The organism is Parvibaculum sp. (genome assembly GCF_030651915.1).
Taxonomy (GTDB): domain Bacteria; phylum Pseudomonadota; class Alphaproteobacteria; order Parvibaculales; family Parvibaculaceae; genus Parvibaculum.
This window is the reverse complement of the sequence record NZ_JAUSBV010000008.1, coordinates 49,547-73,634: the sequence shown is the minus strand read 5'-3', so window position 1 is coordinate 73,634 and position 24,088 is coordinate 49,547. Positions and strand designations below refer to the sequence as shown.

The 24,088-nt window shown below is 63.7% G+C and carries 24 protein-coding genes; 13 read left to right on the top strand and 11 right to left on the bottom strand.

The window, feature by feature from the left end; genetic code table 11:
* Positions 1-458: 458 nt before the first annotated feature.
* Positions 459-1,166, bottom strand: coding sequence for a crotonase/enoyl-CoA hydratase family protein (locus Q7V31_RS11710; protein ID WP_304734505.1), 708 nt, complete (start codon positions 1,164-1,166; stop codon positions 459-461).
* 89 nt (positions 1,167-1,255) lie between these two features.
* Positions 1,256-1,927 (bottom strand): PilZ domain-containing protein, encoded by a 672-nt coding sequence (locus Q7V31_RS11705; protein WP_304734503.1) that lies wholly within the window; start codon positions 1,925-1,927, stop codon positions 1,256-1,258.
* 258 nt (positions 1,928-2,185) lie between these two features.
* Between Q7V31_RS11705 and Q7V31_RS11700 the strand changes: the two genes are divergently transcribed.
* On the top strand, positions 2,186-3,832 hold the full coding sequence (locus tag Q7V31_RS11700; RefSeq protein WP_304734501.1) for a choline dehydrogenase: 1,647 nt from the start codon (positions 2,186-2,188) through the stop codon (positions 3,830-3,832).
* A 444-nt stretch (positions 3,833-4,276) separates the two neighbouring features.
* Positions 4,277-4,651: a hypothetical protein gene (locus Q7V31_RS11695; RefSeq protein ID WP_304734500.1), complete on the top strand. Its 375-nt coding sequence runs from the start codon at positions 4,277-4,279 to the stop codon at positions 4,649-4,651.
* A 3-nt stretch (positions 4,652-4,654) separates the two neighbouring features.
* Here Q7V31_RS11695 and Q7V31_RS11690 read toward each other — a convergent pair whose 3' ends face one another.
* Positions 4,655-5,329 (bottom strand): PAS domain-containing protein, encoded by a 675-nt coding sequence (locus Q7V31_RS11690; protein WP_304734497.1) that lies wholly within the window; start codon positions 5,327-5,329, stop codon positions 4,655-4,657.
* 487 nt (positions 5,330-5,816) lie between these two features.
* Here Q7V31_RS11690 and Q7V31_RS11685 point away from each other — a divergent pair, with 487 nt between their 5' ends.
* The 4 genes from Q7V31_RS11685 (at position 5,817) to Q7V31_RS11670 (ending at position 10,158) form a co-directional block, all read left to right on the top strand.
* Complete coding sequence (locus Q7V31_RS11685; RefSeq protein WP_304734495.1) at positions 5,817-6,761, top strand: hypothetical protein; 945 nt, start codon at positions 5,817-5,819, stop codon at positions 6,759-6,761.
* 257 nt (positions 6,762-7,018) lie between these two features.
* Positions 7,019-8,155, top strand: a complete 1,137-nt coding sequence (locus Q7V31_RS11680; RefSeq protein ID WP_304734493.1) for a hypothetical protein — start codon at positions 7,019-7,021, stop codon at positions 8,153-8,155.
* Positions 8,156-8,193: 38 nt separating this feature from the next.
* Complete coding sequence (locus Q7V31_RS11675; protein ID WP_304734491.1) at positions 8,194-9,024, top strand: hypothetical protein; 831 nt, start codon at positions 8,194-8,196, stop codon at positions 9,022-9,024.
* Between the two features lie 90 nt (positions 9,025-9,114).
* Complete coding sequence (locus Q7V31_RS11670) at positions 9,115-10,158, top strand: autotransporter outer membrane beta-barrel domain-containing protein (protein ID WP_304734490.1); 1,044 nt, start codon at positions 9,115-9,117, stop codon at positions 10,156-10,158.
* A gap of 129 nt (positions 10,159-10,287) precedes the next feature.
* On the opposite strand, the gene Q7V31_RS11665 is transcribed toward Q7V31_RS11670, so the two are convergent.
* Both Q7V31_RS11665 and hfaB read right to left on the bottom strand, forming a co-directional pair.
* Positions 10,288-10,749, bottom strand: coding sequence for a DUF2147 domain-containing protein (locus Q7V31_RS11665; protein WP_304734487.1), 462 nt, complete (start codon positions 10,747-10,749; stop codon positions 10,288-10,290).
* A 450-nt stretch (positions 10,750-11,199) separates the two neighbouring features.
* Positions 11,200-12,261, bottom strand: coding sequence for a holdfast anchoring protein HfaB (gene hfaB, locus Q7V31_RS11660; protein ID WP_304734486.1), 1,062 nt, complete (start codon positions 12,259-12,261; stop codon positions 11,200-11,202).
* 341 nt (positions 12,262-12,602) lie between these two features.
* On the opposite strand from hfaB, the gene Q7V31_RS11655 reads away from it, so the two are divergent.
* From Q7V31_RS11655 to Q7V31_RS11645, 3 genes are all read left to right on the top strand, one after another.
* Positions 12,603-13,229, top strand: coding sequence for a 2-hydroxychromene-2-carboxylate isomerase (locus Q7V31_RS11655; protein ID WP_370690657.1), 627 nt, complete (start codon positions 12,603-12,605; stop codon positions 13,227-13,229).
* The gene (locus tag Q7V31_RS11650; RefSeq protein WP_304734483.1) at positions 13,222-14,025 is read left to right on the top strand and encodes a rhomboid family intramembrane serine protease; all 804 of its coding nucleotides are present in this window, start codon (positions 13,222-13,224) and stop codon (positions 14,023-14,025) included. Before Q7V31_RS11655 ends, Q7V31_RS11650 begins: the two co-directional genes overlap by 8 nt.
* An 84-nt stretch (positions 14,026-14,109) precedes the next feature.
* Positions 14,110-14,436 (top strand): DUF4389 domain-containing protein, encoded by a 327-nt coding sequence (locus Q7V31_RS11645; protein ID WP_304734480.1) that lies wholly within the window; start codon positions 14,110-14,112, stop codon positions 14,434-14,436.
* On the opposite strand, the gene Q7V31_RS11640 is transcribed toward Q7V31_RS11645, so the two are convergent.
* Positions 14,420-15,103, bottom strand: coding sequence for a TetR/AcrR family transcriptional regulator (locus Q7V31_RS11640; RefSeq protein ID WP_304734478.1), 684 nt, complete (start codon positions 15,101-15,103; stop codon positions 14,420-14,422). The genes Q7V31_RS11645 and Q7V31_RS11640 overlap by 17 nt on opposite strands.
* 104 nt (positions 15,104-15,207) lie before the next feature.
* On the opposite strand from Q7V31_RS11640, the gene Q7V31_RS11635 reads away from it, so the two are divergent.
* Positions 15,208-16,638: a carotenoid oxygenase family protein gene (locus Q7V31_RS11635; RefSeq protein ID WP_304734476.1), complete on the top strand. Its 1,431-nt coding sequence runs from the start codon at positions 15,208-15,210 to the stop codon at positions 16,636-16,638.
* On the opposite strand, the gene Q7V31_RS11630 is transcribed toward Q7V31_RS11635, so the two are convergent.
* Positions 16,635-17,255: a GDYXXLXY domain-containing protein gene (locus Q7V31_RS11630; protein ID WP_304734474.1), complete on the bottom strand. Its 621-nt coding sequence runs from the start codon at positions 17,253-17,255 to the stop codon at positions 16,635-16,637. The two genes, Q7V31_RS11635 and Q7V31_RS11630, sit on opposite strands and share 4 nt — an antisense overlap.
* The gene (locus Q7V31_RS11625) at positions 17,252-18,550 is read right to left on the bottom strand and encodes a DUF2157 domain-containing protein (protein ID WP_304734472.1); all 1,299 of its coding nucleotides are present in this window, start codon (positions 18,548-18,550) and stop codon (positions 17,252-17,254) included. The genes Q7V31_RS11630 and Q7V31_RS11625 overlap by 4 nt, the downstream gene beginning before the upstream one ends.
* Positions 18,551-18,778: 228 nt before the next feature.
* Here Q7V31_RS11625 and Q7V31_RS11620 point away from each other — a divergent pair, with 228 nt between their 5' ends.
* The gene (locus tag Q7V31_RS11620; protein ID WP_304734469.1) at positions 18,779-19,207 is read left to right on the top strand and encodes a CBS domain-containing protein; all 429 of its coding nucleotides are present in this window, start codon (positions 18,779-18,781) and stop codon (positions 19,205-19,207) included.
* Positions 19,208-19,210: 3 nt separating this feature from the next.
* Here Q7V31_RS11620 and Q7V31_RS11615 read toward each other — a convergent pair whose 3' ends face one another.
* The 3 genes from Q7V31_RS11615 to folE form a co-directional block, all read right to left on the bottom strand.
* Positions 19,211-20,254 (bottom strand): patatin-like phospholipase family protein, encoded by a 1,044-nt coding sequence (locus tag Q7V31_RS11615; protein ID WP_304734468.1) that lies wholly within the window; start codon positions 20,252-20,254, stop codon positions 19,211-19,213.
* A gap of 115 nt (positions 20,255-20,369) precedes the next feature.
* Positions 20,370-20,804, bottom strand: coding sequence for a phosphoribosyl-AMP cyclohydrolase (gene hisI, locus Q7V31_RS11610; protein ID WP_304734466.1), 435 nt, complete (start codon positions 20,802-20,804; stop codon positions 20,370-20,372).
* Positions 20,805-20,896: 92 nt separating this feature from the next.
* Complete coding sequence (gene folE / locus Q7V31_RS11605) at positions 20,897-21,526, bottom strand: GTP cyclohydrolase I FolE (RefSeq protein WP_304734463.1); 630 nt, start codon at positions 21,524-21,526, stop codon at positions 20,897-20,899.
* A 513-nt stretch (positions 21,527-22,039) separates the two neighbouring features.
* On the opposite strand from folE, the gene cysS reads away from it, so the two are divergent.
* On the top strand, positions 22,040-23,443 hold the full coding sequence (gene cysS / locus Q7V31_RS11600; protein ID WP_304734461.1) for a cysteine--tRNA ligase: 1,404 nt from the start codon (positions 22,040-22,042) through the stop codon (positions 23,441-23,443).
* Entirely contained in the window at positions 23,444-23,944 is a 501-nt protein-coding gene (locus Q7V31_RS11595; protein ID WP_304734458.1) for an iron-sulfur cluster assembly scaffold protein, read from the top strand. It begins immediately after the preceding gene.
* The last annotated feature ends 144 nt before the right edge of the window (positions 23,945-24,088 follow it).

Genomic DNA, 24,088 nt, shown 5'->3' with positions numbered 1-24,088 from the left:
CGAGCTAAATGCGGTTCAAATTCAAAAAGCCTTTGCCTAAAATTTTAGGGACCTCAATTTGTATAAAATTGAACATATTGAAACGCGCAGAAAATGCTTGTGTAACAAGGGTTTTTTTGTGTCCGCGCGGACGGCGCCCGGAATTCAGCCGGCGTTATGCGGCCGCGATTCTTCATACGGGACTCCTGAAAAAAATTCGGCGAATCGTCGCATGAGGGTTTTGGTTGGCATTTGCGCGGTCTCATGTCCCGAATTCGACCGCGGCGGGGCGTCGGCACGAGGCTTCGTTAATGCCGTTCGGGGTACCAGGCGCCGGTGTGGGATCGCCGGTCAACCGTGGCGGCAGGAGATGTCCGATTTTTTCATCGAAGCGTCGATGCTGCCGGTCTGATCGGCGGCGATTTCCGTGCGGAGGTCGCTGAGCACCGACCGGCCGGACACAGCCTGCGATGTGCCGCTCAGCCCTTTTTCGCGCCGTCGAAACTGCCGGAATCGGCCTCGAGCGTTTCCCGGATATGGGCGATCGTCGCGGCGCGCTCCTTGCGCTTGGTATTGGCGAAGGCGGGTTGGGCCAGCGCGGCCAGCGTCGCGGCGCGGGCGCTCGCGGTTTCGATCAGCGCTTCGGGTGCCGCCGTCTCGTCGAGATAGCCGACGGCAACCGCCTCGTCCGGGCCGTAGATGCGCGCCTGCGTGACCGCCTCGCTGAAGCGGTTGCGCGCCAGCCGGTCGCGCGCCAGTTCGATGCCGAAGATCGGCAGGGTCATGCCGATGGCGACTTCCGGCAGGCCGATCTTGAAGGCGCCCGCGGCGCCGATGCGGGCGTCGGCCGCCAGCAGCAGCAAGCCGCCGGCCGCCAGCGCATGGCCGGTGCAGGCCATCACCACGGGCAGCCGGTATTCATAGAGCCGCATCAGCAGTTCAGCGCCGGCGCCGACCAGCTTGCGGACATTGTCGGGGCCCGACGCCATCACCTCGAGGTCGAAGCCGGCGCAGAAGCGCTTGTCGCGGCCGGCGATCAGCACCGCCTTTGCCTCGTTCTGCGCCCGGTCGAGGGCCGCATTGATCTCGCCGATCATGGCGTGGCCGAGTGCATTGGCCTTGCCGTCATCCATGGCGAGGGTGGCGATGTCGTTTTCGATGGAATAATTGAGAATTGACGTGCTCACAGGCGGCCCCCTTGTTGATTTGAGGGGCAGTCTAGCGCGATGGCGGCGGAAATGCCGAGTGGCGATCGGCCGCCAGATCAGCCGCCAGATCAGCCGAAGGGGCGGGAAAGGGCGGTGGCGCGTTCCGGCACGTTGGTGAACTGGATGCCGACGCCTTCCTCGGTGTGGCGGACCACGCGGCCGGTCATCTTGCCGATCGAAACGCCGGTGCCGATGGGCGGGCGTTCGTCGACCGCCACCTGGGCGCCGCCCAGCGACATGTCGATGAGGCGGCAGGGGATGGAGGTGCCGTCATCCATCGTCAGCACCGAGGTTTCCTCAAGTCCGGCTTCGCCCGGCGCATATCGCGCGAAGGCGCGCCGTGCCGAAACCTCGATCTTTTCGCCGCGCGCCAGCGCTTCGAGGCGCTGCGCCAGGCGTTCGCGGCGCGGGCCGCTGATGGCGGTTTCGATGGCAAAGCCGCCCTCATAGAAGCGCACGACCTTGCCTTCGAAACGGCCAAATTCGTCGAGATAGACGATGACCTGTTCGCCCATGCCGACCGGGATGTCGGTTGTCAGCGCGAGGCCGCCCAGCGACATGTCGCGGATCGAGCATTCATGCTCCGAGCCGTCGGGCGCCAGAAAGCGGCCTTTGGCTTCAAAGGCGACCCGCTTGTGTTTGCGGCGTTCTTCGTGCTCGACGTCGTCGGATTGCATCTGTTCGGCCCAGATTGTCCCGGATTCGGCGAAGCGCAGGCTGCACCGGTCTTTCCACGCCAAGGATAGCTCCGACACGGTTAATGAAATTCTACCGCGGCGGCTTCCGAAAACGATTATTTTTCCCGTTCCGGCAAGGCTTTGCCACCGGGCGGTCCAAATTGACGCTTGCGTCAGCTTCGGCGATTCCCGACAATCACCGGCAAATTCCGATCAATCAGGGAATCGGGGCCAGAGGCGGCCGGAGCCGGGCATGCGGACCTCGCGGTCCCGCGCGGCGGCGCATATGGCAATACAAATCCAACGGGCAGGAACAGTTTCATGAGCAATTTCGATTTCATCATCATCGGCGCCGGCAGCGCGGGCTGCGTGCTGGCCAACCGGTTGTCCGAAAATCCGGCCAACAAGGTGCTGCTGCTGGAGGCGGGGTCGAAGGACAAGAATTTCATGATCCACATGCCGGCCGGCGTCGGCAAGCTGATCGGCACGGACATGGCCAACTGGTATTACTACACCGAGGGCCAGCCTTTCCTGAACAACCGCAAGCTCTTCTGGCCGCGCGGCAAGGTGCTGGGCGGTTCCTCCTCGATCAACGGCATGATCTATATTCGCGGCCATGCGCGCGACTACGACATGTGGCGCCAGCTCGGCCTCGAAGGCTGGGGCTTTGCCGATGTGCTGCCCTATTTCCGCCGCGCCGAAGGCAACGAGAACGGCAACAGCGCCTTCCATGGCGGCGACGGTCCGCTCGGCGTCTCCAATCCGCGCAAGACCAATGTGCTCTTCGAGGCCTTCGTCGAAGCCGGCAAGCAGGCCGGCCATCCCTATACGGACGATTTCAACGGTCCGCAGCAGGAGGGCGTCGGCCCCTACCAGCTCACCATCAAGAACGGCCAGCGTTGCAGCGCCGCCAAGGGCTATCTGACCCCGGTCCTCGACCGTCCGAACCTCACCGTCGAAGTCGAGGCGCTGACCTCGCGCATTCTCTTCGAGGGCAAGAAGGCCGTCGGCGTCGAATACACCCAGAAGGGCGAGACGAAAACCGCCCGCGCGAGCCGCGAAATCGTGCTTTCGGGCGGCGCCGTCAATTCGCCGCAGGTGCTGATGCTGTCCGGCATCGGCAAGGGCGACTATCTGCGCAAGTTCGGCATCGATGTCGTCGCCGACCTGCCGGGCGTCGGCCGGAACCTGCAGGATCATCTCGACAGCGTCGTGCTCAACGAATGCACGCAGCCGATCACGCTGCACAGCCAGGTCAGCAATCCGCTGAAGCAGATCATGACCGGCATGCAATACACCTTCTTCAAGTCGGGTCTGGCGACATCGAACGGTCTTGAGTCCGGCGCCTTCCTGAAGACGCGGCCGGAACTCGAGGTTCCGGACATCCAGCTTCATTTCGTCGCCGCGATGATGCGCGACCATGCGCGGGTGAAGTCCGACCGGCATGGCTTCACCGTTCACATCTGCCAGCTCCGCCCCGAAAGCCGCGGCTATGTGGCCTTGAAGTCGACCAACCCCGCCGATCACGCGCTGATCCAGCCCAACTATCTCGAAGCCGAATATGATCGCCGGGTGATGCGCGACGGCGTCAGGATGGTGCGCAACATCATTGCCCAGCGGGCGATGGACCCCTATCGCGGCCCGGAATTCTGGCCCGGCGCCGGCACGCAGACCGATGCCGATATCGACGCATGGATCCGCGAAACCGCCGAGACGATCTATCATCCGGTCGGCACGGCGAAAATGGGTTCGGATCCGATGGCGGTGGTGGACACAAAGTGCCGCGTCCATGGGCTGCAGGGCCTGCGCGTCGTCGATGCGTCCGTTATGCCGACGCTTGTCGGCGGCAACACCAATGCGCCGACCATCATGATCGCCGAGAAAATCTCCGACGACATGCTGGGCAAGGCGCCGCTGGCGCCCGAAAATGTGACCATCGCTGAAGACCGGGTCGGCCACGCCGCCTGATCTTCCGCCGACGGACAAGGAAAGCCGGTGTCGAAAGACACCGGCTTTTTTTGATGTGTATTGTTGTGGGGAAAATAAAAATACCGCCCGGCGAAAGTCGTGCAGGACGCTTCCCCCCTTTTGTGCACGCAGAGGCGCAGAGACGCAGAGAAGGAGCAGGAGAAGAAGGAAATTTTTCACGCGGAGACGCGGAGCCACGGAGGAAGCAGGTCGGATTACGCCTTCGGCGCGAAGCGCCAGAAAATCTTCTCTGCGTCTCTGCGCCTCTGCGTGCCAAACCTTCCTTGTGAGGCACAGGCGAATGCGGCCGTCATTACCGGTCACAATGCCGGCCCAAGGCGTTACCCATACATTCCCGCATAGCGATCAAACGCCAATGGCGCTTCCGGAGCATGGCGCGCGCGCCGAGAATGCGCACATCGTTTGCCCTCGGGAGAAAACAGCATGACGCCGGCCCGCGACCGCCTTGCAAGAATATTGATGATCCTGCTCGGCCTTTCCGCCGTCGGCGCCTTCGTGGGCGCGGCCGTGACGATCGGCGATTTCGCGCCGGATCGCGTCGGCGTCGAGATATGGCGGATGCTCGGCTATCTGGTTTTTGCCGGGCTCTTCGTTCTGCTGGGGATTTTTCCGCGCCGGTTGCCGGGCCTGTGGGAACTGGTCTTCTTTCACAAGGCGGGCAAGGTCGTGCTGCTGGTGTTCGTCTTCGAGGCCGCCGACCCTGAACCCACCATCTTCGTCGACAGCACGCTCTCGGTGGTGACGTTGTTCTGCTACCTGCTGACACAGGGCTGGCGGGCCTGGCTGCCGGCGCGTTGAGCGTCAGCCGCGTTCCTCGTTGCTGTTGCTCAGCGCATCTTTCACCAGCCTGAGATAGGAGCGCTCGCCCCTGAGCGGCGCGCCCTGCGGCGCGCGCTTGCCGATATGGGCGACCGCGACGGGCGGTTTCTCGGCCGCAAGGCGGCGGGCGGCCGTCTTGGCGGCGGGCTCGCGCTTGGGCATGTGTTCGGGGTCGAGGCGGCGCAGGCGGTCGATCCACTGGCGGGCCAGAAGGCGGTCGCCGACCCAGGCTTGCCGGTCGACCGGCACGGCGGCGCCGAGCACGCGCGTCAGCGAACCGTCTTCATGCAGGAGCGGCAGCAGCACCATTTCGAACGTTGCCTCGCGGCCGTCGGTGGTCGCGGCGGTATATTCGACAACCGCGACGCCGGCATTGGCGGTGACGTCGTCGAGTGCGCTCTTGATGTTTTCGGCGCAATCCTCGCCCCACATTGAAAGCATGTTGTGGCCGCGAAATTCCATGCCGTAGACGCTGCACAACCCGGTCCCGGCCAGGCGGAAGCGATAGGTGTCGCGGTCCTTGCGTTCGAGAATGAACACGTAAGGCAGGACGGCGCGCATGTCGCCGGGCTCGATCTCGCTGCGTCGCGGCGCCGGACGGCCGGCGCGGATCGCGTTCCAGTAGTCGAACAGCGCTTGTGTGGTTTTGTGCTTCATCGCCCTCATCCCTCGCCTTGGCGCCACGTCCGCCGGCTGGGGGATGCCCCGTTGCCCGGCCGGATGTTAGCCCATTCAAAACGGCGCGTCCCGTTTCGGGTGTTGCCGTCCCTGTCCGGTTCCTTTTTGGCCTTTCGTACCGATCCGGTACGGGAAGATGCGCCATCTGGAGCGGACGGAGGTGAGGGAGCAGAAACCGTGCCAGACGTTAATGACGGCGGCGCGAGCGCCGCACTGGCGGCCGCACATCACTGATTTCATGAATAAGTACAATGGGATAGGGGGATGGCGGCCGGCCGCCGCCGGGCCGGAAAGGTTAACTCCCTGTCCGGATTTGCGCCGGTGGCGGCGGGCCGGGCGCTTGCATCGACGGTTTGGCACGCAAAGCCGCGGTCCCGAGGCATCCGGCATGGCTTCTGCATCGACGGTCCCGAGTACCCGTTAAGACGCAGGCCAACGAGCCCCCCCGAGGGCCGGGAGTGTCAGGATGAAGCAGATGATGAAGTTTACCTTTTCCAGCCGTGGGCTGGCCCTGAGCGGCATGGCGCTGGCCGCCGTCCTCCTTTTCGCATCGATGGGCGCGGCGCCCGCGCTTGCCGGCAGTTGTGACAGTGGTTGTGGCGGTGGTGGCTATAAGCCGCCCAAGCCCGACTACGGCTCCACCTACAACAAGAATTACAATTCGAACTACAACGCGAACTACAACAAGAACTACAACCAGAACACCAATACGAATACCAATACCAATACCAATACGAACACCAACACGAACACCAACACCAACAACATCGACATCAACATCCAGGTCAATGCGGCCGCGCAGGCGACCGCGACGGCAACGGCGATTGCCAATGCCAATGCGGCGGCCGACAGCGCTTCGCAGGCGATGGATCGCGGCAGCGCGGTTGCGGTCGGCAATGGCAGCGGCGGCGGCTTCGGCGGCGGCGGTGGTGGCGGCTTCTTCGCGGCGGCGGCGCCGGTCGCGCCGATGGGATCGCTCAATGTCATCGTGCGCGAGAAGTATGTGGCAAAGCCGGTCAAGGGCATCTGCGTCAGTGCCAAGGGTCTCGAAGAGGCGGCGCGTCTGAGCTCGGCCGTCACCGAAGTGACGCCCGGCCAGGATGTCGAACTCTTCCATTGCGTTGCCGGCGACATGCTGGTGACCACGATCGGCCGCATGGCCGGCGCCGGCGGCGACACGCCCGACTATCGCGGCGGCTATGTGATCGAATGCCGTCCGGGTGAAGCGCTGCATCACGGCTCCAACGGCATGCTGGCTTGCGTGCCGCAGCGCGCGCCGTCGATGACGCGCATTCCGCAACAGACGCGCATGGCCTATGCCGAGGTGCTGATCCGCAAGAGCGAGCGCCACGAACAGGTCTCGTCGAGCGATGGCGGCGGCGGCTTCTTCACCGGCGGCGTCGGCTACTGACGCCACGTCAGGTTTGATCCGTATTCGGAGCGGGGAGGGCGAAAGCTCTCCCCGTTTTCGTCTGCACTCGCCGTTTTACCCACGACACCTGCGCGCTCATCTGCGGCATCGGCGCGCATTGACGGATCGAGGGAAAGGGAATCACATCAAATGACATATGAAATGGCATATGTGTCTTTTTTCACGGTGCATCGAAGATGCGGGCGAGGCTTGGTGCGGTTCTTCTGATCTTGACGGTGTGCTTTTCCGGCGCCGCCATGGCACAGCATCACGGGCCGACGCCGCCGCCGCCGGTTCCGAAACAACCGACAGCGCCGGTTCAGCAGCAACTGCAGCAGAAGCAGATCGAGCGGAACCTGCCGGACGGCTTTGCGCGTCCGACGGTGGCGATACCCGACAAATCGGGAACGCAGACCAGCCTGATGCCGCCGCTCTGGCCCGACAAGTATCATCCGCGCGGAACAGCCGTTCACGCACTGACCGAACTGATGAAGCAGGAACCGACCGGGGGGCGCCCCATCGAAGAATTTTCGGTCACAGCCAGGAATGGTGGCTTCATTGTGACCAAGACCTATACCGGCGCGCTCGGTGATCGCTGGATATGGGAGAGCTGGGTTCCCGCATCGGACCTCGGAATCGCCTTTCCGGCCGATGCTGAGGGCTGGTCTGCTTCGTGGAGCAATCCCGGCGGCAAGCAGCCATGGCCCTATGACGATCACGGCCATGGCGGTGTTGGTCCGGGCGACGTGAAGCTTGAAAGCACCTTGCCGAAACCGGCCGAACCGGTGCGGAAACAGGAAGACTATTCGCATATTCCGGCGGACGAAATTCCACACGACCTGCGCGAGGGGCTCGGCCTCAATCTGCCGGCCTATGACCCGGCAGCAGTCGAGCTGTCGCGCGGGCTTGCCCAGCGCGACGCCGAGCGCGCGGCCGAGACGCAGAAACTGGCGCATCAAATTGCCGAGATCGGTCTGGAGGCCGGCATCTTTGTCGCCTCGACCGTTTTTCCCGTCGCCGGTGCGATCATTGGCGGGAGCAGAGGTTTTACCAATGCCTATCTGAAGGCGCTTGAGGAGGGAGCCTCCGAGACGGAGGCAATGATGCGCGGCTTCGGCGCGGCGGGTCTCAACGTCAGCATCAATCTGACCGGCGGCAAGCTTGCCGATGCGATCAAGAACAATCCGCTGCTGGCGCAATCGCTCGGTCCGTTGACGCAGCGCGTCAAGAATCTCGTTGCACTCAATGTCGATGCGGCGTCGAACCTGCTCGGCAACTTCGCCGAAAACGCCATCTATGCGCTTGGCGAGATTGCTGGCGGCGAACCCAGGCCCGATGCCTGGCGCTACGAAGACCCGTTCCCGCCCGGCCAGCAATATAATCTCGAAAGGTAGGACGGGCCCGCATCATGACCATTTGGATTGTCACCTGAATGAACCGTATTCTTGCTGCTTCGATCGTGATCCTGTCGCTCTGGAGCGCTCATGCCGCCGCGCAGCCGGCGAGCGATCCGCTCGGCGGCAATGCACGCATCGAGACGGACGCCGTTCTCGATGAGGCGGCGTTGCCGGCGGACATCCGTATCGCGGTGCGCACCGTCGCGGTGTTGGCGCGCGGCGTTCGCGACGAGGCGGCGCTGCGCCCGGTGACTTTCGCCCGTGGCGTCATGGCATCGCTCGAAAAGCCGGTGACGACGCTGTCCGATTTCCGTTCCGACCGTCTGGGCCTTTCGGCGATCCTGGCGCCCGGGGACGGCAAGCAGGGGCGCAAGCTTGTCGGTACGCTGCGCTTCGTCGAAGATGCCGGCCGCACGGCGCTGACCGGTTTCTCGGTCGATTATGGCTTCACGGCCGACGCGCTGAGCATGCGCCGCGTTTCGCTCTTCACCGTGATGCCCGAAAATCCGCGTTGGCTGCTCTATCTCGTGCCGAAGTCGCGCGCTTCGATGGCTGACTGGCAGAAGTTCCAGACCTGGGGCGAGGCAATGGAAGCGATGCGCGCGCTGTCGGTGGCGCCGGCGCAGGCCCGGAAAGAAGACTGCTGGGTCGTGCTCTTCGCGCTCGACCGCCTGCCGCCGGGCGGGCAGGCGCAGGCGACGCTTGACGGGCGCGCCATGACATTCGTATCGAAGGATTTTGCCGGCTGGCCGGTACTCTTCGGCGAGGCGCGTCCGGCGGCGAAAGGTCAATCGGTACTGAAGATTCGCTACGGCCCGCGGCCGCCGGCCTCGGGGGCCAGTGCCGAGCGGGAATTTCGTTTTTAGGATGGCGGCAATGCCGGCGCGTGGAAAACAACGCGTCCGGGTCTTGCCGAAGATGAAAATGTCGATTTATGGGAGCTGGGAGTGGCTGAAATGTTGAAGACGATTCTGAAGATTGGTGCCGGTGTCGTGTCGGTTTCTCTGTTGGCCGGGACGGCGGCGGTCGCGTTGCCGCCGCCGCCTCATGGCGTCGACGAATTCACGCCGACCCAGGATGCTGTCGGGTCGAAGCTGCAGGACGTGCAACAGCAGCAGCGCGACCAGACACTGCGTGCCTATTTTGATCGGTTGAATTTGCGTCGAAGCGGGCGCGGCGCCATGAGCACATCCGATATCGGTATGACGGGCCTTTCGGCCGGCGACGCGGCGCTCACCGAAGCGCTGAGCGCTTGGCTTGCGGTCAGCTACAACAATGCCGAAAACGATTTTCCGGGCATCGCCTATGATGCCGACACCTATGGCGTCTCGGTTGGCCTCGACTACAAGGCGAGCGACACGGTCAATGTCGGCGCCTTCCTTTCCTATTCGAATATCGACACCACGACGCCCTTCAATGGTGGCGGTTCGGATACCGATTCATATTCGGTCGGGCCCTATGTCTCGGTCGCGCTGAGCGACATTTTCTCGGTCGATGCGACGGTCGGCTATACCTTCAGCAAGATCGACAACCGTCGCAAATTCCTGGGCGCCACCATCACCGGCGAGCAGGATGCCTCGACCTGGTTCGGCGCGGTCAATCTCTCGGCAACCAAATGGCTGGACAACAATGTCGGCCTGACCGGCCGCGTCGGCTACAGCTACTCGCACAGCCAGAACGATGCTTATGTCGACAGCACGGCCACGCCGGTCGCCAAGACCGAATCCGATCTCGGCCAGCTGCAGGTGGCGGGTCGCGTCAGCTACTACACCGGGACCATGATGCCTTATGTCGGCCTGACCTATGTGCATGATGTGGAACGCGAACGCATCATCGCGGCGCCGCTGCCGTCGGATGATCGCGACGAGTTCATCGCCAATGCCGGTCTGAGCTTCTTCAGCGAAGGCCCCATCTCGGGCGGCGTCGATGTCAGCTACAATTTTGGCCGCGACGACACCGAAGGCTTCGGTATCGGCGCCAATATCAGCTTCAAGTTCTGACTGGCAACAATCGAAAGCGGAACGGGGAGAGCGAAAGCTCTCCCCGTTCCTGTCGGCGGGATTGTCGGCGCGCGCCTCGCATGCGAGGGGGTGGCAAGGCGACGTGGAGGGAGGCCGGGCCCGCTTCTGCTATTCGGCGATCCGTTCCCAGGTCTGGGTGCGGCTCATCATGCCGCGCGAACCCTTGACGTCGAGCTTCTGGCCGCCATCCGCCAGTTTGATGCTGGCGTTCGCCGTGCCGCCGGTCGCCGGCCTCAGGATCGTGCCGCCGCCCCAGCCGCCGCTTTCGGGCTTCAGGTCCCACAGGATCACCATGCCGACAAGCGGCTGGTTCTTCCGTGTACCGTCGCATTTCGCACAATTCGTTTCGGTGGCGCCCGCCAGCAGTTCGACGATCGTGCCTTCGAGCGTGCCGCCCGTTTCGGCGATCTCGACGATGGTGTTGGCGGCGCCGGTGTCGGGGTGAAAGGTACGCCACTGACCGACCGGCGAGGCCGTGTCGGCGGCCGCCGCGCCTGCCGCCGAGATCAGGAAGCCGATGGCAAGCGCCAGCACCGCGCTGCCTCGTGCCCTGTTGCTCAATCCGTTCATCGCATCCTCCTCATGGCGTCATTAATATGACATTGAGAGTGCCAATATATGCGATGTCGGCGGCCTTGCCAAGCCGGTTTTGCCGGCGGCGGCAGACGGGTCAGTGCCGCTGACCTGAAAGCGGGGATAAGGGACACTTATCCCCGGGGCTCCGGGCGGGGATAAGTCCGTTTGTGACAGTTTTATGACAGTTTTGTGACAGAGGGGGGGTCTGCTGTCGTTTTCGCTGTGCCAACGCTGTCAAAAAAAGGGGGAGGGCCAAGCCCTCCCCGAGTGGTCTTCCGTAGACGGAACGGAAACTCTGCGTTCCGCTTCGGTTTGGCGGACAAGCTCCGCGCGGGCTCTCATTGTCTGACCGGAGGCCGACCAGGTTCAGACAAGGTGAGGGGTGGGGCCGATGATGCGTCGCTGGATTTTCGGCTTTGCATCATCGGCGATCTGGTTGGTGGTTCAGTTGACGCCGCCGCGAAGACCGTCGTTGAAGGTCGGTTCGCTGTAGTAGGCATACGGATCGTTTTCGACCTTGGCGGCGCGGGCCGGGCGGGCCTCGGCCGGTGCTTCGGCGACGCGCTGGCGGTTGGCGACGGGCTGCACGGCTTGCGGATTGGCCTGGCGATAATCGATCTGGCCCATCGGATCCTTGTTGCCGGGGAAGCGGACGCAATCGCTCGGGTTGACGGCGTAGAGCGGCACGAGAAGCTTCAGCACGGCGCGTTCGATAACCGAGCGGACCGCGAGCTGGATGGGCTCCTGGCCGCCGGTGCCGGCGCCGATCGAGAACAGGTTGCCACCGAAGAAGTCGAACACACCGGCGCGGATCTCGCGGCCGACGATCTGCTTCTGGTACGACACATAGTCGACGACTTCGAGCGTGCGGCTGTTCACCAGGCGCAGGTCGAGGCCGATATTCATCACATAGGACGAAGCCGAGGCGCTGGCGCCCGCGCCCATGTCGCCGCCTTCGGCGAAACCGGCATTGAGGCCGCCCGAGTGGATGTTGAAGTTCAGCTCGGTGATGCCGCCGACAAGGTAGTAGTCGGAGCCACGGATCTCGCCCGCATAGATTTTGCGGTAGTCGCCCTCGGCAGCGTCGCCGATCAGCTTGTTGTTGGTGTATTTGAGTTCAAGCTCGGTGATCGCCGTGTCGTAGCGCTCGACCAGCGGCACGCCGGCCTTGCCCAGCGCCGACATCGCCATCAGCGAGGCGCCCTGCGTGATCTTCATGCCGGTGCCGTCGGCTTCCTGCTTGCCGGTATAATCGCGGATGTTGCCAACCGCGATGCGCGTCGCCGCCGCACTGCCGGGCACATGGCCGGCCAGGCAACGCAGCGCGTTCGAATAGGGTGTTTCGTTGGTGATGACCGGTGCGTTGCCGATCGGCGTCGCGTAGCGGCCATCCGAACCGGCGTTTGCGCTGACGCAGCCGGTAAGAGCGAATGCCATGGCAAGAGCGCCAAGCGTCCGCTTGGGCAGTCCCTTGTTCGTCGCGATCGACAGAGCGGTTGTAAACACGTTGGCCTCCTGAAGGTCATCGGTCGTCCGGTTGGCGCTGGCGATCATTGTTTTTTGATTCTGCCGGCGCGCCGCCGACCGTTCGGTTGCCAAGGGGATTGCAACCGCTGTGCCAGCCGTTACGTTTCGTTAAGGCTTTCGGGAAACGCCCGGTTTTCGGGCGATTCTCATGACCGGAGGGGCGGGAGCTGCGAACGCAGCAGCCGGGCGGGGCAGCCGGTTCCGCCCGAAGACCTAAACGGGACGTTAACGCCGTCCGGCATTGGCACAGTCGCAAGGTGCCCGAAAGCCGGTTGCGGGAACGGGCCATGCGGGTGAAACTCCGCGCAATTCTGTAAACCATGTTCACCAAAGGAGCCGACGGTTTGGCGACGCTGGAATTCTTCTTCGACTGTTCGAGTCCATGGACCTATCTCGCATTCAGCCGCATCGAGGCGCTGGCCGAGCGGGCGGGCGTCGCCATCGACTGGCGGCCGATCCTGGTCGGCGGCGTCTTCAACGCGGTTAACGAGAGCGTCTACGAAGCGCGTGCCAATCCGCATCCGGTCAAGGGCCGCTACTACGTCAAGGATCTGCAGGACTGGGCTCGCTATTGCGGCATCGAGATCGGACGGCCACCCGTCTTTCCGGTGCGCTCGGTCGACGCGATGCGCGCGGCGATCGTCGCGCAGGACGAGGGCAAGCTGCCGGCGTTTTCCTGGGCAACCTTTCGCAGCTATTGGGGTGATCTCAAGGATATCAGCCAGCCGGACGTGCTGGCCGAGATCTGCGCCGGCGTCGGCCTCGACTGGGAGACCGTCAGCCACCGGATCAAGGACGACGATGTCAAAGACCGGCTGCGCGCCAACACCGAAGAGCTGATCGCGCGCGGCGGCTTCGGTTCGCCGACGATGTTCGTCAACAAGACCGACATGTATTTCGGCAATGACCGGTTGCCGCTGGTTGAGGCGGCACTCGCGCATGGATGATCCGCGACCGGGCGAGGTTCAGCCCTTCAGGGAACCGCCGGCGTTCAATGTGCCGGGTGCCGTGCTGGCGCTGCTCGTCGCCATTGTCGGGCTGCATCTGCTGATCGAATGGCTGCCCGCCGCCGCGCAGCGGGACGTCCTGTTCTTCTTCGCCCTCTTTCCCTTGCGCTATGAAGGCGTGGTCGAGGGTCTGCCGGGCGGTCTTGGGGCGGCACTCTGGACGCCGATCACCTACACATTCCTGCATGGCGGCTGGACGCATCTGATCGTCAACTCGGTCTGGCTGCTTGCTTTCGGTTCGCCGATCGCCCGGCGTTTCGGCGCGTTGCGCTTCTTTCTCTTCTATTTTCTCTGCGGTGCCGCGGGCGCCTTTCTTCATGTGACGATCTATCCCGCTTCGCCGATGCCGGTGGTGGGCGCATCGGCGGCGATTTCGGGGCTGATGGGCGGCGCGGCGCGTTTCGTGTTTCTTGGCGACGGGCCGCTCGGCGCGCTTGGCGGCGGGCAGGGGTCCGGCGGTGCGCCGCGGCGCAGTGCCGGCATTCTCGCCTCGCTTACCGATCGGCGGACGCTGATCTTTGTCGGCGTCTGGATCGGGCTCAATTATCTGTTCGGCGCCACGGCGCTTTCCGGCGCACTTGGCGTTACCGCGCAGGTTGCATGGGAGGCGCATCTCGGTGGTTTTCTGGCCGGCTTGCTGCTTTTCGGTCTGTTCGATCCGATTCGCTATTCGCCGTCCGGGGGACCTGGCAATGTCGATTATGGCGAGTGGCTCGGCAAGGACCGCGAGAAATAGCTGTGGCGGTTGACTCTCGCCTGTCAGTAACCACATCAGCAGGGCGGCCTTTGACGGGCGCGGATTTTCAGGAGGAGACAACTCATGAGCGATACATCTGCCCATTCGGGCCCGGACGCGTCGCCAGCGGATAGCGGGACGGGCACGTCGGGGCGCCGCGACCTGTGGATGCGGCTGGTCTATATGATCGTCTTCTGGTTTCTCGGCAATGTCGCCTTCTCGGTGGCGATCTTTCTCGGTGCGGTGCAGTTTGTCGTCATTCTCGTCACCGGTGGCAAGAACGAAGAGTTGCGCGCCTTCAGCCGCAACCTCGTTCAATATGTATGGGAGTGTCTGGCCTTCGTGATTTTTGCGCGCGAGGACAAGCCGTTTCCGCTCGGCAAGTTTCCGTCGGTTACCGCCGACGACTGAAGCTCTCGTATTTTTCAAGGCCCTTCTGCGTCAGCAGGCCGCGCATGATAGCGCCCGCCGTGACGCTGAAGCGTTTCTCCGCGTCCTCAGCGCTCAGGTGGAAACCGGCAAGCTCGAGGCTGCATAATCCGTGTACGGTTGCCCACAGGGCATCGGCGAGAATGGCGGGGTCCGCGTCGGCGGGCATGCTGCCCTCGGCGATGCAGGACTCGATCGCATCCAGCAGATTTTGATAGGAGGGGTGGCGCGCAATGCTGCGCGCCGCCGGTTCGCTCGTTGCCGGTTCGTTGTGACGCAGCGCAGCCGGAACTGGCAAGGTGGCGCTGATCATCAACGCATAATAGGACGGGTTCTTCAGTGCGAAGTCGCGATAGGCGCGCGAGAGATTGGCAAGCCAGAGAAGCGGCTCGGGATCGCGGACGGCGGCGTTCTGCGCCGCGGCCAACCGGTCGAAGGCCTCTTCGAAAAGGGCCGTGATCAGGCCCTCCTTGCCGCCAAAGGCCGTGTAGACCGCCATGGTGGAGGTGCCGACCTTCGTTGCCAGTTTTCGCAGCGAGATTGCATCCGGGCCGCCATGCATCAACATTTCGCTGGCGGCATCCAGCAGGCCCTCACGCTGTGCGTTGCGGCGAGTTTCGGCGGGGCTGGTTTTTCCTTCGGCACTCATGTGTTTCTCTATCAATCAGGCTTGACCTGCTGTCCAGCGGTAACTATAACACAGATATAACACTGTTATGTTATGGTTTTATCGCCATCCGGGAGGCGCGCGCCATGTCCAAGCCCTATCCGAACAATCCGTTCCTCCGGAATAATTTTGCGCCTGTGCAGGCCGAATGCGACGCGCCCGACCTGGTCGTGCATGGGGAATTGCCGGCGGCGCTGGCGGGCACGCTCTATCGCAACGGACCGAACCCGATGTTTCCGCCGTTGACGGAGAAATATCACTGGTTCCTCGGCGAGGGGATGATCCACGCGATCCATGTGGAGGGTGGCAAAGCGCGCTATCGCAATCGCTGGGTGCGGACCGAGCAATACGCGCTTCAGCGCGAAGCGGGCGAGCGCCGGGTTTCCGTGGCATTCGGCGAAGCACCGCTGCCGGGCACGGAAAACGTCAAACGCAATGTCGCCAACACCAATATCGTCTGGCATGCGGGCAAGCTTCTGGCGCTGGACGAGGGCAGCTCACCGGTGGCGATGGACGGCGACACGCTGGAGACGAGCGGACCGTGGACCTTCGAGGGCAAGTATTCCGGCCCGATGACGGCGCATCCGAAATTCGATCCGAAAACCGGCGAGATGCTTTTCTTCGGTTACATGGCGGCCGGGCCCGGGTCGCCCGACATTTCCTATCAGGTTGTCGACAGCAACGGCGCGCTGACGCGCAGCGACATGTTCAAGGCACCTTACGCCAGCATGGTGCATGACTTCATTGTGACCGATGAACACGTGGTTTTCCCGATCTTTCCGGCGACGATCGACATCGACCGCATCATGAAGGGTGGCCCTGTGATTGCGTGGGATCCGGATGCCGGCACGCATGTCGGCATCATGGCGCGCAACGCCAGCGTCGATACGATCCGCTGGTTCAAGGGCGATCCCTGCTACGTCTATCACCCGATGAACGCCTGGACGTCGCATGAAGGCGGGCGCACGCGCGTCATCGCCGACATGATGAAATATACGCGCGTGCCGCTTTTCCCGAGCGCAGACGGAACGAAAGCGCCGCCGGACCTTGCCGACGAACAGGGGACGCTGGTGCGCTGGACGTTCGATCTCGACAGCAACTCGGATTCCTATTCGGAGGAAGTGCTGACCGATCTCGGCGGCGAGTTCCCGCGTTTCGACGAACGCTTTGCTGGGCACGGGTACAGGCATGGTTATTACGCGGCGATGAACCGGCCGAAGGAAGCGCCGGGTTCATCCTACGACACGCTGGTGCATATCGATCTGGCGTCCGGCAAGCGGCGCGAATGGGAGCCGGGTGTGGGGCAATATGTTCACGAGCCGGTGTTCGTGCCGCGCAAGGAAGACGCGGCGGAAGGCGACGGTTTCGTTGTGTCGCTGGTTTACGACACGGCGCGGAATATCAGCGACTTCATCGTTCTAGATACGGACGATATTTCGAAGGGGCCGCTGGCGCGGGTTGAGTTGCCGGCGCGCGTGCCGTTCGGTTTTCACGGCAATTGGCGAGGAGCCGTCTAGAACAGCGGCTCCTCGTAGATCGGTTCGCCGTCGAGGCGCAAGCCCTTGATGGCGGCGGTCCCGCTGCGGCCGAGCGCGACGTCGACAGTCAGGGTTCCCGCGTTGCGTTCGTCCTCAAGCACGCGGCCTTCGCCTTCGGGGACGAAATAGCTCTCGATGCCGTAAGTAATGTTGGCCGTCCGGCAACCGGGGCAGGGCGCTTCGGGCGCCGTTTCCATTTCCGTGCCGTCGTCCAAGGCGCGGGTGACTGTCCTATTCTCGAAGACATAAGCGATACGCCCGCGGATGATCTTGTTGCCGTCCGCCGGCTCCGGGCGGTCGCGCCAGGCGGCAACGGCGTTCCAGGTTCCGCCGCCCGGCGCCAATTCGACATGGATGGCATCGCCATCGGTGAATTCGTCGTCGCCCGAAAGTTTGTCGAGCGGCAATTGCGAAATCTCGTAGCTCAGAATGACATAGTCGCCGCGGAAGATGTCGCGCGGGTCGACGGGCGCGGTCTTCAGCGTCACGACATCGGGCGAGCGCAACAGCGACACGCGGTCCCAGATCAAGGCGCCGAGAAACAGCGTCTGTCCGAGCGCCAGCACGATCAGTGCCATGCCGAAACGAGGGTTCATGCCTCACCCCCTTCGGCCGTGGTGCGGACGATGCGCCGCCGCATGCGCTCGAAGACGACGCTGCCGACGATCAGGAGCACGCCGCCGAGCGCGAAGAAGATCGCGGTGTCGAGTAGCGTGCCCAGCGTTTCGAAATAGAGCCAGAGGACTTCGGCCGCGAAGACGACAAAGCCGAAATTGACTGCGAATCGGCTGCCGCGCGCTGCGCCATAGGAGACGAGCCATGCGGCGAGCGCCAGAATGGCGGCGGCGTAGGCCCATGGCACCAGCGCGGCGTTCGTCACCGAGAGGAAGGGATAGGCGATCGCCAGCGCGGCCATTGCTGCGACGCCCGCGAGATGACGTGCCGGCAACCCGTCGCGCATGGCGGCGAGACCGCCCAACGCCGCCAGCAGCACCACGGCGGCGGTGATGAACACTGTCCCCGAGGCGCCGGCAGCCGCGTGCTCGCCCGACCCCGGATCGGTCTGGAGAATGCCGACAAGCGCGAAGGCAACGACGATGCCGTAGCCCTCGGCCACGGCGGCGAGGCGGACGCTGCGGCCGGAGAAGGCGAGTGCCGCCATCCAGAGAGCCAACGCTCCCAGGATGACGAGGATCACGAATTGCGTCGGCGAGAAGCCGGTGACGTCGAGGATCGCCTCCGCGTTGATTGCCTGCCACAGGAAGCCGGCGATCAATACAAGATGGAAGGCCGGCGGCCATGACAGGCGCAGCGCCAGCGCGGCGGAGGCCGCCCATGCCACCCAGAACGCCCAGTGCGGCGTTGCGTCGTTCATGTCGATTGCAAACCATGTCCAGATCACGGCCAGCAGAATGCCGAGCGCCAGCGCCGGGCGCGAGGGCAGCAGCCATGCAGTCGCAAGCGCCGCGACGCACCAGGCGAGAACGCCGCCGGGATCGTCGGTGACGATGTGATAGATCTGCGCGATCAGCATGATGCCCGCGCCGAACAGCCCGAGGCCGATCAGCACGGCGGCTTGCGCGAAGGCCGGGTGGCCGCGCTTCTGAAGTGCGAAGGCGGCGACATAGGTGCCCCACATCGCCGCGAAAATCAGGATCAGCTTGGTGAGCTTCGAAATGTCCTGCCAGTTGGCAGCGACGAAGCTCATCACCGCGAAACCGATCAGCACTGCGCCAAGGATCGCCAGCATGGCCGGCATGCGGCGCGTCGCGGCGCCAGGTTCGCTGGCGGAAGCGAGGATCGCTTCGGCGTTGGCCGCCGTCACCCAGCCGCGCTCGATCCAGAGATCGAGGTCGCGCTTCAGCCGGGTCAGATAGGCGCGTTGCCACATGGCGGGGAGCCGGATTGTTGTCGGGTCAGTGGAGGCAGGACTCGGTAAACTGTGAGGCAGTATCCGGGCGGGCAGGCTCTGAAGTCAAAGACCCGGTCTTTACGCCGCGGAATCCTTGGGTTTTTGTCGTTGTCCTTGCTCGCTGCGGCGGAATGTCGCATCATTTCGGCTCGGGCGATTGCCCGCGGTCGCGGTTTGTCGGCCGGGACCCGACCGGGAGGAGATGCCATGAACGTTGCGGCGATTTTGAAGGCGAAGGGCCCGGAGGTGGTGACGGTCGATCCGAACGCCACGCTGGGTCGGGTAGCGACGACGCTGAGCGAGCGGCGGATCGGCGCCATTGTCGTGATGCAGGACCGCAAGGTGGTCGGCATCGTCTCGGAGCGCGATGTCATCAAGGCGATCGCGCGGATCGGCGCGGCGGCGCTGACAACGCCGGTGCGTGAAGCGATGACGTCGCGCATCATTACCTGCAGCCTCAACGATTCGATCGACGAGTTGATGGATTCGATGACGGCGGGGCGGTTCCGCCATCTGCCGGTGATCGAGGGCGGCGAGCTTGTCGGGATCGTTTCGATCGGCGACGTGGTGAAGCACCGGATCGCCGAGACGGTGATGGAGACGGAGGCGCTGAAGCTCTACATCGCCACCGGCTAGAGATTACTGCATCAGCTCGATCGTTTCATTGATCTGCGGGATCGCTTCCTCAGCCGCTTGCTCGCCGAGACGGATCAATTCGTCCGCGTGGTCGAAGTCGAGCAGGCTCAGATGGCCGACCTTCGGCGCGATCATCACGTCGGGCGGATCGCCGGCCATGCGCATGCGGCCGAGCCGGTCCTGAACGATGTTGAGCGAGGCCAGCATGACGCTTGCGATGCCGGGGCCGCGCTTGCGGCCGCCAATGACGCGGCGCATCAGTTCCTGTTCGGGCGTGCGCTTCCAGCGCAGCGTCCTCAGTTTTTCGCGGATGCGGGCGGCGACGGGCGTGGTTTCACCCTGGGTCAGCGACGCATCCTCCTCTGCCGTCGTTTCCTCATCGATGCGTTCCTGCAATTCGCGGAAGAGTTCGTCTTCCGGCAGAGCCGGCGGCGCGCCGCCGATATAGCCGGGGAAACGCGCGGACCGGGCCTGGCGATGAATCGACGGGTCGAAGGGATCGTTGTTGAGGTTGACCGCGATGACGACACGGGCGCCGAGCGCGCGGGCAACCGAAACCGGCACAGGGTTGACCAGCGCACCGTCGATCAGCCAACGGCCGTCGATGGCGACCGGCGCGAAAACGCCGGGGAGCGCATAGGAGGCGCGGATCGCTTGGGTGAGATCGCCCTTGTGCAGCCAGAGTTCGTGACCGGTGGTGAGCTCGGTGGCGACGCCGACAAAGGTGCGGCCGAGGTCTTCGATGCGCAGGTCGGCAAGCTGTTCGCGCATCAGTTCGGCGAGTTTCGAATCACCAATCAGGCCCGAGGACCGGAAGCGCAGGTCGAGCAGGCTCAACATGCGCCGGCGGGTCAGCGAACGCGCGAAATCCTCGAGCGGATCGAGCTTGCCTGCCACGAGACAGCCGCCGACCAGCGCGCCTATGGATGTGCCCGCCACGATGTCGGGCTCGATGCCGGCGCGCGCCAGCGCCCGCAGGACTCCGATATGCGTCCATCCCCGCGCGACGCCGGCGCCGAGGGCAATGCCAATTTTCGGTTTGGGCATGCGAAACGACTTCATGGTGAAACTCGATGCTCGTCAGACAATGCAACAGCGCCGCCTCGTGGGAAAGGCGGCGCCGGTCTTATGGGTGGTAAATGTGACCGAATTTCAGCGCTGCTCAGCGTTGCCGCAATTTTTCGGCGCCGGTGTGTTCGAGCGTGGCGGGGAGCTTGCCGAGCGGCACGCGGCGATAGAAGCAGGCACGGTAGCCGACATGGCAGCAACCGCCGTCACCGCCAACCTCGACCTTGAGCCAGATCGTGTCCTGGTCGCAATCGGTGCGCATTTCGATGACGGTTTGTATCTGGCCGCTGGTGTCGCCCTTGTGCCAGAGCTCACCGCGCGAACGGCTCCAGTACCAGGCCTCGCCGGTTTCGACGGTGCGGGCCAGCGCCTCGGCATTCATCCAGGCGACCATCAGCAGTTCGCCGGACTTCGCATCCGTCGTGACGGCGGTGATGAGGCCGTCGCGGTCGAATTTCGGCGCGAAGGCCGTGCCTTCCTCGATTTCCTGCGCGGTGCCGCGCGGGGCGAAGGGGGATGTACCTGTCATGTCGTCGTTCCAGATTCATTTGGCCAAATTGAAAAGGCCCCGCCATTCAGATGAAGGCGGGGCCTCTTGTCAAAGCACTTGGCTTGTAAGGCTCAGTATCCGCGGATCATCTGCATGAAACGGGCTTCCATCCGCGGATCGTCGCGGAAGACGCCGGTGAACTGCGTGGTGATGGTGGCGACATCCGGCTTTTTGATGCCGCGCGTCGTCATGCATTGATGCTTTGCCTCGATCAGGATGGCGACGCCCTGCGGCTGCAGCGCGGCGTTGATCGTGTCGGCGATCTGCGCCGTCATGGTTTCCTGCGTCTGCAGGCGGCGGGCGAAGATCTCGATGACGCGGGCCAGCTTCGAAATGCCGACGACCTTCTTGGTCGGCACATAAGCGATATGCGCGCGGCCGAGAATGGCGACCATGTGATGTTCGCAATGCGACTCGATATTGATGTCGCGCAGCATCACCATGTCGTTGTAACCCTCGACTTCCTCGAAGGTTCGGCTCAATTCCTTGAAAGGATCTTCGTTGTAGCCCTCGAAGAATTCCTCATAGGCGCGCACGACGCGGCCGGGCGTGTCGATCAGGCCCTCGCGGTCGGGATTGTCGCCTGCCCAGGCGATGAGGGTGCGGACGGCGGCCTCGGCCTCGTCGCGGCTCGGCTTGGTTACCGCTGTCAGGCGGTCGTCGTCCGTCCGGGCGCGCAGCCCGTCAACTACAGCATTCATGTCCATTCGACCAATCTCGTTAGGGGTTTCCCGACCGTCTTCCCTCTACGCAGAGGACGGGCTGCCGGTTCAAGTCACAGGCCGATTTCCCATCGAAAATTCGGGGAAAAGCTGCCTATTTTGCCCATCAAGCACGGGGTCTTATGCCATGCTGAAGTTGATGTGACATCGTCTCAACCATGCATATAGCCTTGCGGAAACGGCCTATCAAGGGTGGGCGGATCGCGCGGCACCGCTAAATGCGTGGGTCAGTGGGGGCGGTTGGTCAATTCTTAAAGGCTTGCCGGGCAAGATCGGCTCGCTTAATAAGGGGCTCGAAGCGTCCCCGCAGGCGGGCCGCGATTCGCGGATTTCGGAGTTTTCAGGGCCATGGTTCGCCGGACGACATGTTGTCGAACTTCGCCGACCACGGGTGGCACGACCACCCGTTGTGCGACCGGCTGTCCGGTCGCCTGAGGCCCGTCGTCGCACGGGCCGCCTCGCGAAGCCCATGACGACACAAAGGCCTGCCCGATGAACACCCAACCCAACCGACACAAGCTTTCGCTCTACAACACGCTGACGCGCGCGAAGGAAGTCTTCGAGCCGGCCGATCCGAACCGCGTGACGATGTATGTCTGCGGGCCGACCGTCTACAACCACGCCCATATCGGCAATGCACGACCGGCGGTCGTGTTCGATGTGCTGGCGCGGCTGCTCAGGCGGCTTTACCCGCATGTGGTCTATGCGCGCAACATTACCGATATCGAGGACAAGATCATCGCCGCTGCGAAGGAACAGGGTGTCGAGATTTCGGTCGTGACCGAGAAATACGCGCAGATCTACCGCGACGACATGGGTGTGCTCGGCGTGCTGGCGCCCGATCTCGAACCGAAGGCGACGGAGAGCGTCGCCGAAATGATATCGATGATGGAGCGGCTGATCGCCAGCGGCAACGCCTATGCGGCAGAGGGCCATGTGCTCTTCAATGTGCCGAGCTTTGCCGGATACGGGAAGCTTTCGGGCCGCGATCGCGACGACATGATCGCGGGCGCGCGGGTCGAGGTGGCGCCCTACAAGAAAGACCCGGCGGATTTCGTTTTGTGGAAGCCGTCGACGCCGGACCAGCCGGGCTGGGACAGCCCGTGGGGCCGGGGACGGCCGGGCTGGCACATCGAATGCTCGGCGATGATCGAGAAGCATCTCGGGCAGACGATCGATATTCACGGCGGCGGCATCGATCTGCAGTTCCCGCATCACGAGAACGAACTGGCGCAATCGACATGCACGCATGGTGTGCCGCTGGCGCGCTTCTGGCTGCATAACGGCTTTGTGAACATGGGCACCGAGAAGATGTCGAAGTCGCTCGGCAATGTGCTGCTGGTGCACGATTTGATCAGCCACGCACCCGGCGAGGCGATCCGGCTGGCGCTTCTGCACGGCCATTACCGGCAGCCGCTCGACTGGACGGAAGAAGGGCTCGGCCAAGCCAAGCGCATGCTCGACCGGCTATACGGCGCGCTCAAGGGGCTCGCCGACGTCAAGTCGGAGCCGACCAACGACGCGGCGCCGGACGAATTCATGGCGGCGCTGACCGACGATCTCAATACGCCGAAGGCGCTGGCGGTGTTGTTCGATCTCGCCAAACAGGCCAATACGGCGACCGATCCCGGCACGCGGGCACAGCTCAAGGCGGCGCTGATCGGCGCCGGGCGGCTGATCGGCCTGCTCGAAATGACGCCCGAGGCCTGGTTTGCGGGGGCGGGCGGGGCTTCCCATATTGACGGGGAAGAGGTCGAGCGGCTGATTGCAGCGCGCAATGCCGCCCGCAAGGCCAAGGACTTCGCCGAGGCCGACCGCATCCGCGGCGCGCTTGCCGATATGGGCGTGGCGATCGAAGATGGGGCGCAAGGCACAAGCTGGAGAGTGGCGAGCTAGATGCTCAACGAGATCTACAACAAGCGCATCCTCGAACTCGCATCGGATATTCCGCATGGCGAGCGCCTCGACGCGCCCGATGCCTCGGCGACGGCGGTGTCGAAGCTTTGCGGCTCGAAGGTGACGGTCGATATCCGGCTCGAGGACGACAAGGTGGCGGCTTACGGCGCCGATGTGAAAGCCTGCGCGCTGGGGCAGGCGTCTTCGTCGATCATGGCGCGGCATGTGATCGGCGCGAGTGCGGCCGAGCTGCACGAAGTCGGCGCCGCGATGCGGGCGATGCTGAAAGAAGGCGCCGCGCCGCCGCGCGAGATTTTCGGCGGCAAGTGGAAAGACCTCGAAGTGCTGGAGCCGGTGCGCGACTACAAGGCGCGCCATGCCTCGACGCTGCTGGTGTTCGACGCGGTGGAGGAGGCGGTCGAGACCGCGCTTGCCGCCAAACGGGGGAGTGGGACTGCCGCGCAGACCGGCACCGCCACTAGCACCGGCCCGGCCGCCTGAGACGCGCCGGGCCCTGCCGCTCCCGCGTGACCCGCGCCCGGGCGGCTTTTTCCAGACGAATCAATCGGTCACAGGCAATCGGGCGCCGTTCGGCGCTTGGTTGTGCCCACTCCGATTAAAAGCTAACAAGTGCGTGTCATAACG

Excerpts from the sequence above, each read along its gene's own strand:
- Q7V31_RS11700 (WP_304734501.1), top strand. The coding sequence starts at position 2,186 with ATGAGCAATTTCGATTTCATCATCATCGGCGCCGGCAGCGCGGGCTGC.
- Q7V31_RS11695 (WP_304734500.1), top strand. The coding sequence starts at position 4,277 with ATGACGCCGGCCCGCGACCGCCTTGCAAGAATATTGATGATCCTGCTC.
- Q7V31_RS11690 (WP_304734497.1), bottom strand. The coding sequence starts at position 5,329 with ATGAAGCACAAAACCACACAAGCGCTGTTCGACTACTGGAACGCGATC.
- Q7V31_RS11685 (WP_304734495.1), top strand. The coding sequence starts at position 5,817 with ATGAAGCAGATGATGAAGTTTACCTTTTCCAGCCGTGGGCTGGCCCTG.
- Q7V31_RS11680 (WP_304734493.1), top strand. The coding sequence starts at position 7,019 with ATGGCACAGCATCACGGGCCGACGCCGCCGCCGCCGGTTCCGAAACAA.
- Q7V31_RS11675 (WP_304734491.1), top strand. The coding sequence starts at position 8,194 with ATGAACCGTATTCTTGCTGCTTCGATCGTGATCCTGTCGCTCTGGAGC.
- Q7V31_RS11670 (WP_304734490.1), top strand. The coding sequence starts at position 9,115 with ATGTTGAAGACGATTCTGAAGATTGGTGCCGGTGTCGTGTCGGTTTCT.
- Q7V31_RS11665 (WP_304734487.1), bottom strand. The coding sequence starts at position 10,749 with ATGAACGGATTGAGCAACAGGGCACGAGGCAGCGCGGTGCTGGCGCTT.
- Q7V31_RS11655 (WP_370690657.1), top strand. The coding sequence starts at position 12,603 with ATGTTCACCAAAGGAGCCGACGGTTTGGCGACGCTGGAATTCTTCTTC.
- Q7V31_RS11650 (WP_304734483.1), top strand. The coding sequence starts at position 13,222 with ATGGATGATCCGCGACCGGGCGAGGTTCAGCCCTTCAGGGAACCGCCG.
- Q7V31_RS11645 (WP_304734480.1), top strand. The coding sequence starts at position 14,110 with ATGAGCGATACATCTGCCCATTCGGGCCCGGACGCGTCGCCAGCGGAT.
- Q7V31_RS11640 (WP_304734478.1), bottom strand. The coding sequence starts at position 15,103 with ATGAGTGCCGAAGGAAAAACCAGCCCCGCCGAAACTCGCCGCAACGCA.
- Q7V31_RS11635 (WP_304734476.1), top strand. The coding sequence starts at position 15,208 with ATGTCCAAGCCCTATCCGAACAATCCGTTCCTCCGGAATAATTTTGCG.
- Q7V31_RS11630 (WP_304734474.1), bottom strand. The coding sequence starts at position 17,255 with ATGAACCCTCGTTTCGGCATGGCACTGATCGTGCTGGCGCTCGGACAG.
- Q7V31_RS11625 (WP_304734472.1), bottom strand. The coding sequence starts at position 18,550 with ATGTGGCAACGCGCCTATCTGACCCGGCTGAAGCGCGACCTCGATCTC.
- Q7V31_RS11620 (WP_304734469.1), top strand. The coding sequence starts at position 18,779 with ATGAACGTTGCGGCGATTTTGAAGGCGAAGGGCCCGGAGGTGGTGACG.
- Q7V31_RS11615 (WP_304734468.1), bottom strand. The coding sequence starts at position 20,254 with ATGCCCAAACCGAAAATTGGCATTGCCCTCGGCGCCGGCGTCGCGCGG.
- hisI (WP_304734466.1), bottom strand. The coding sequence starts at position 20,804 with ATGACAGGTACATCCCCCTTCGCCCCGCGCGGCACCGCGCAGGAAATC.
- folE (WP_304734463.1), bottom strand. The coding sequence starts at position 21,526 with ATGAATGCTGTAGTTGACGGGCTGCGCGCCCGGACGGACGACGACCGC.
- cysS (WP_304734461.1), top strand. The coding sequence starts at position 22,040 with ATGAACACCCAACCCAACCGACACAAGCTTTCGCTCTACAACACGCTG.
- Q7V31_RS11595 (WP_304734458.1), top strand. The coding sequence starts at position 23,444 with ATGCTCAACGAGATCTACAACAAGCGCATCCTCGAACTCGCATCGGAT.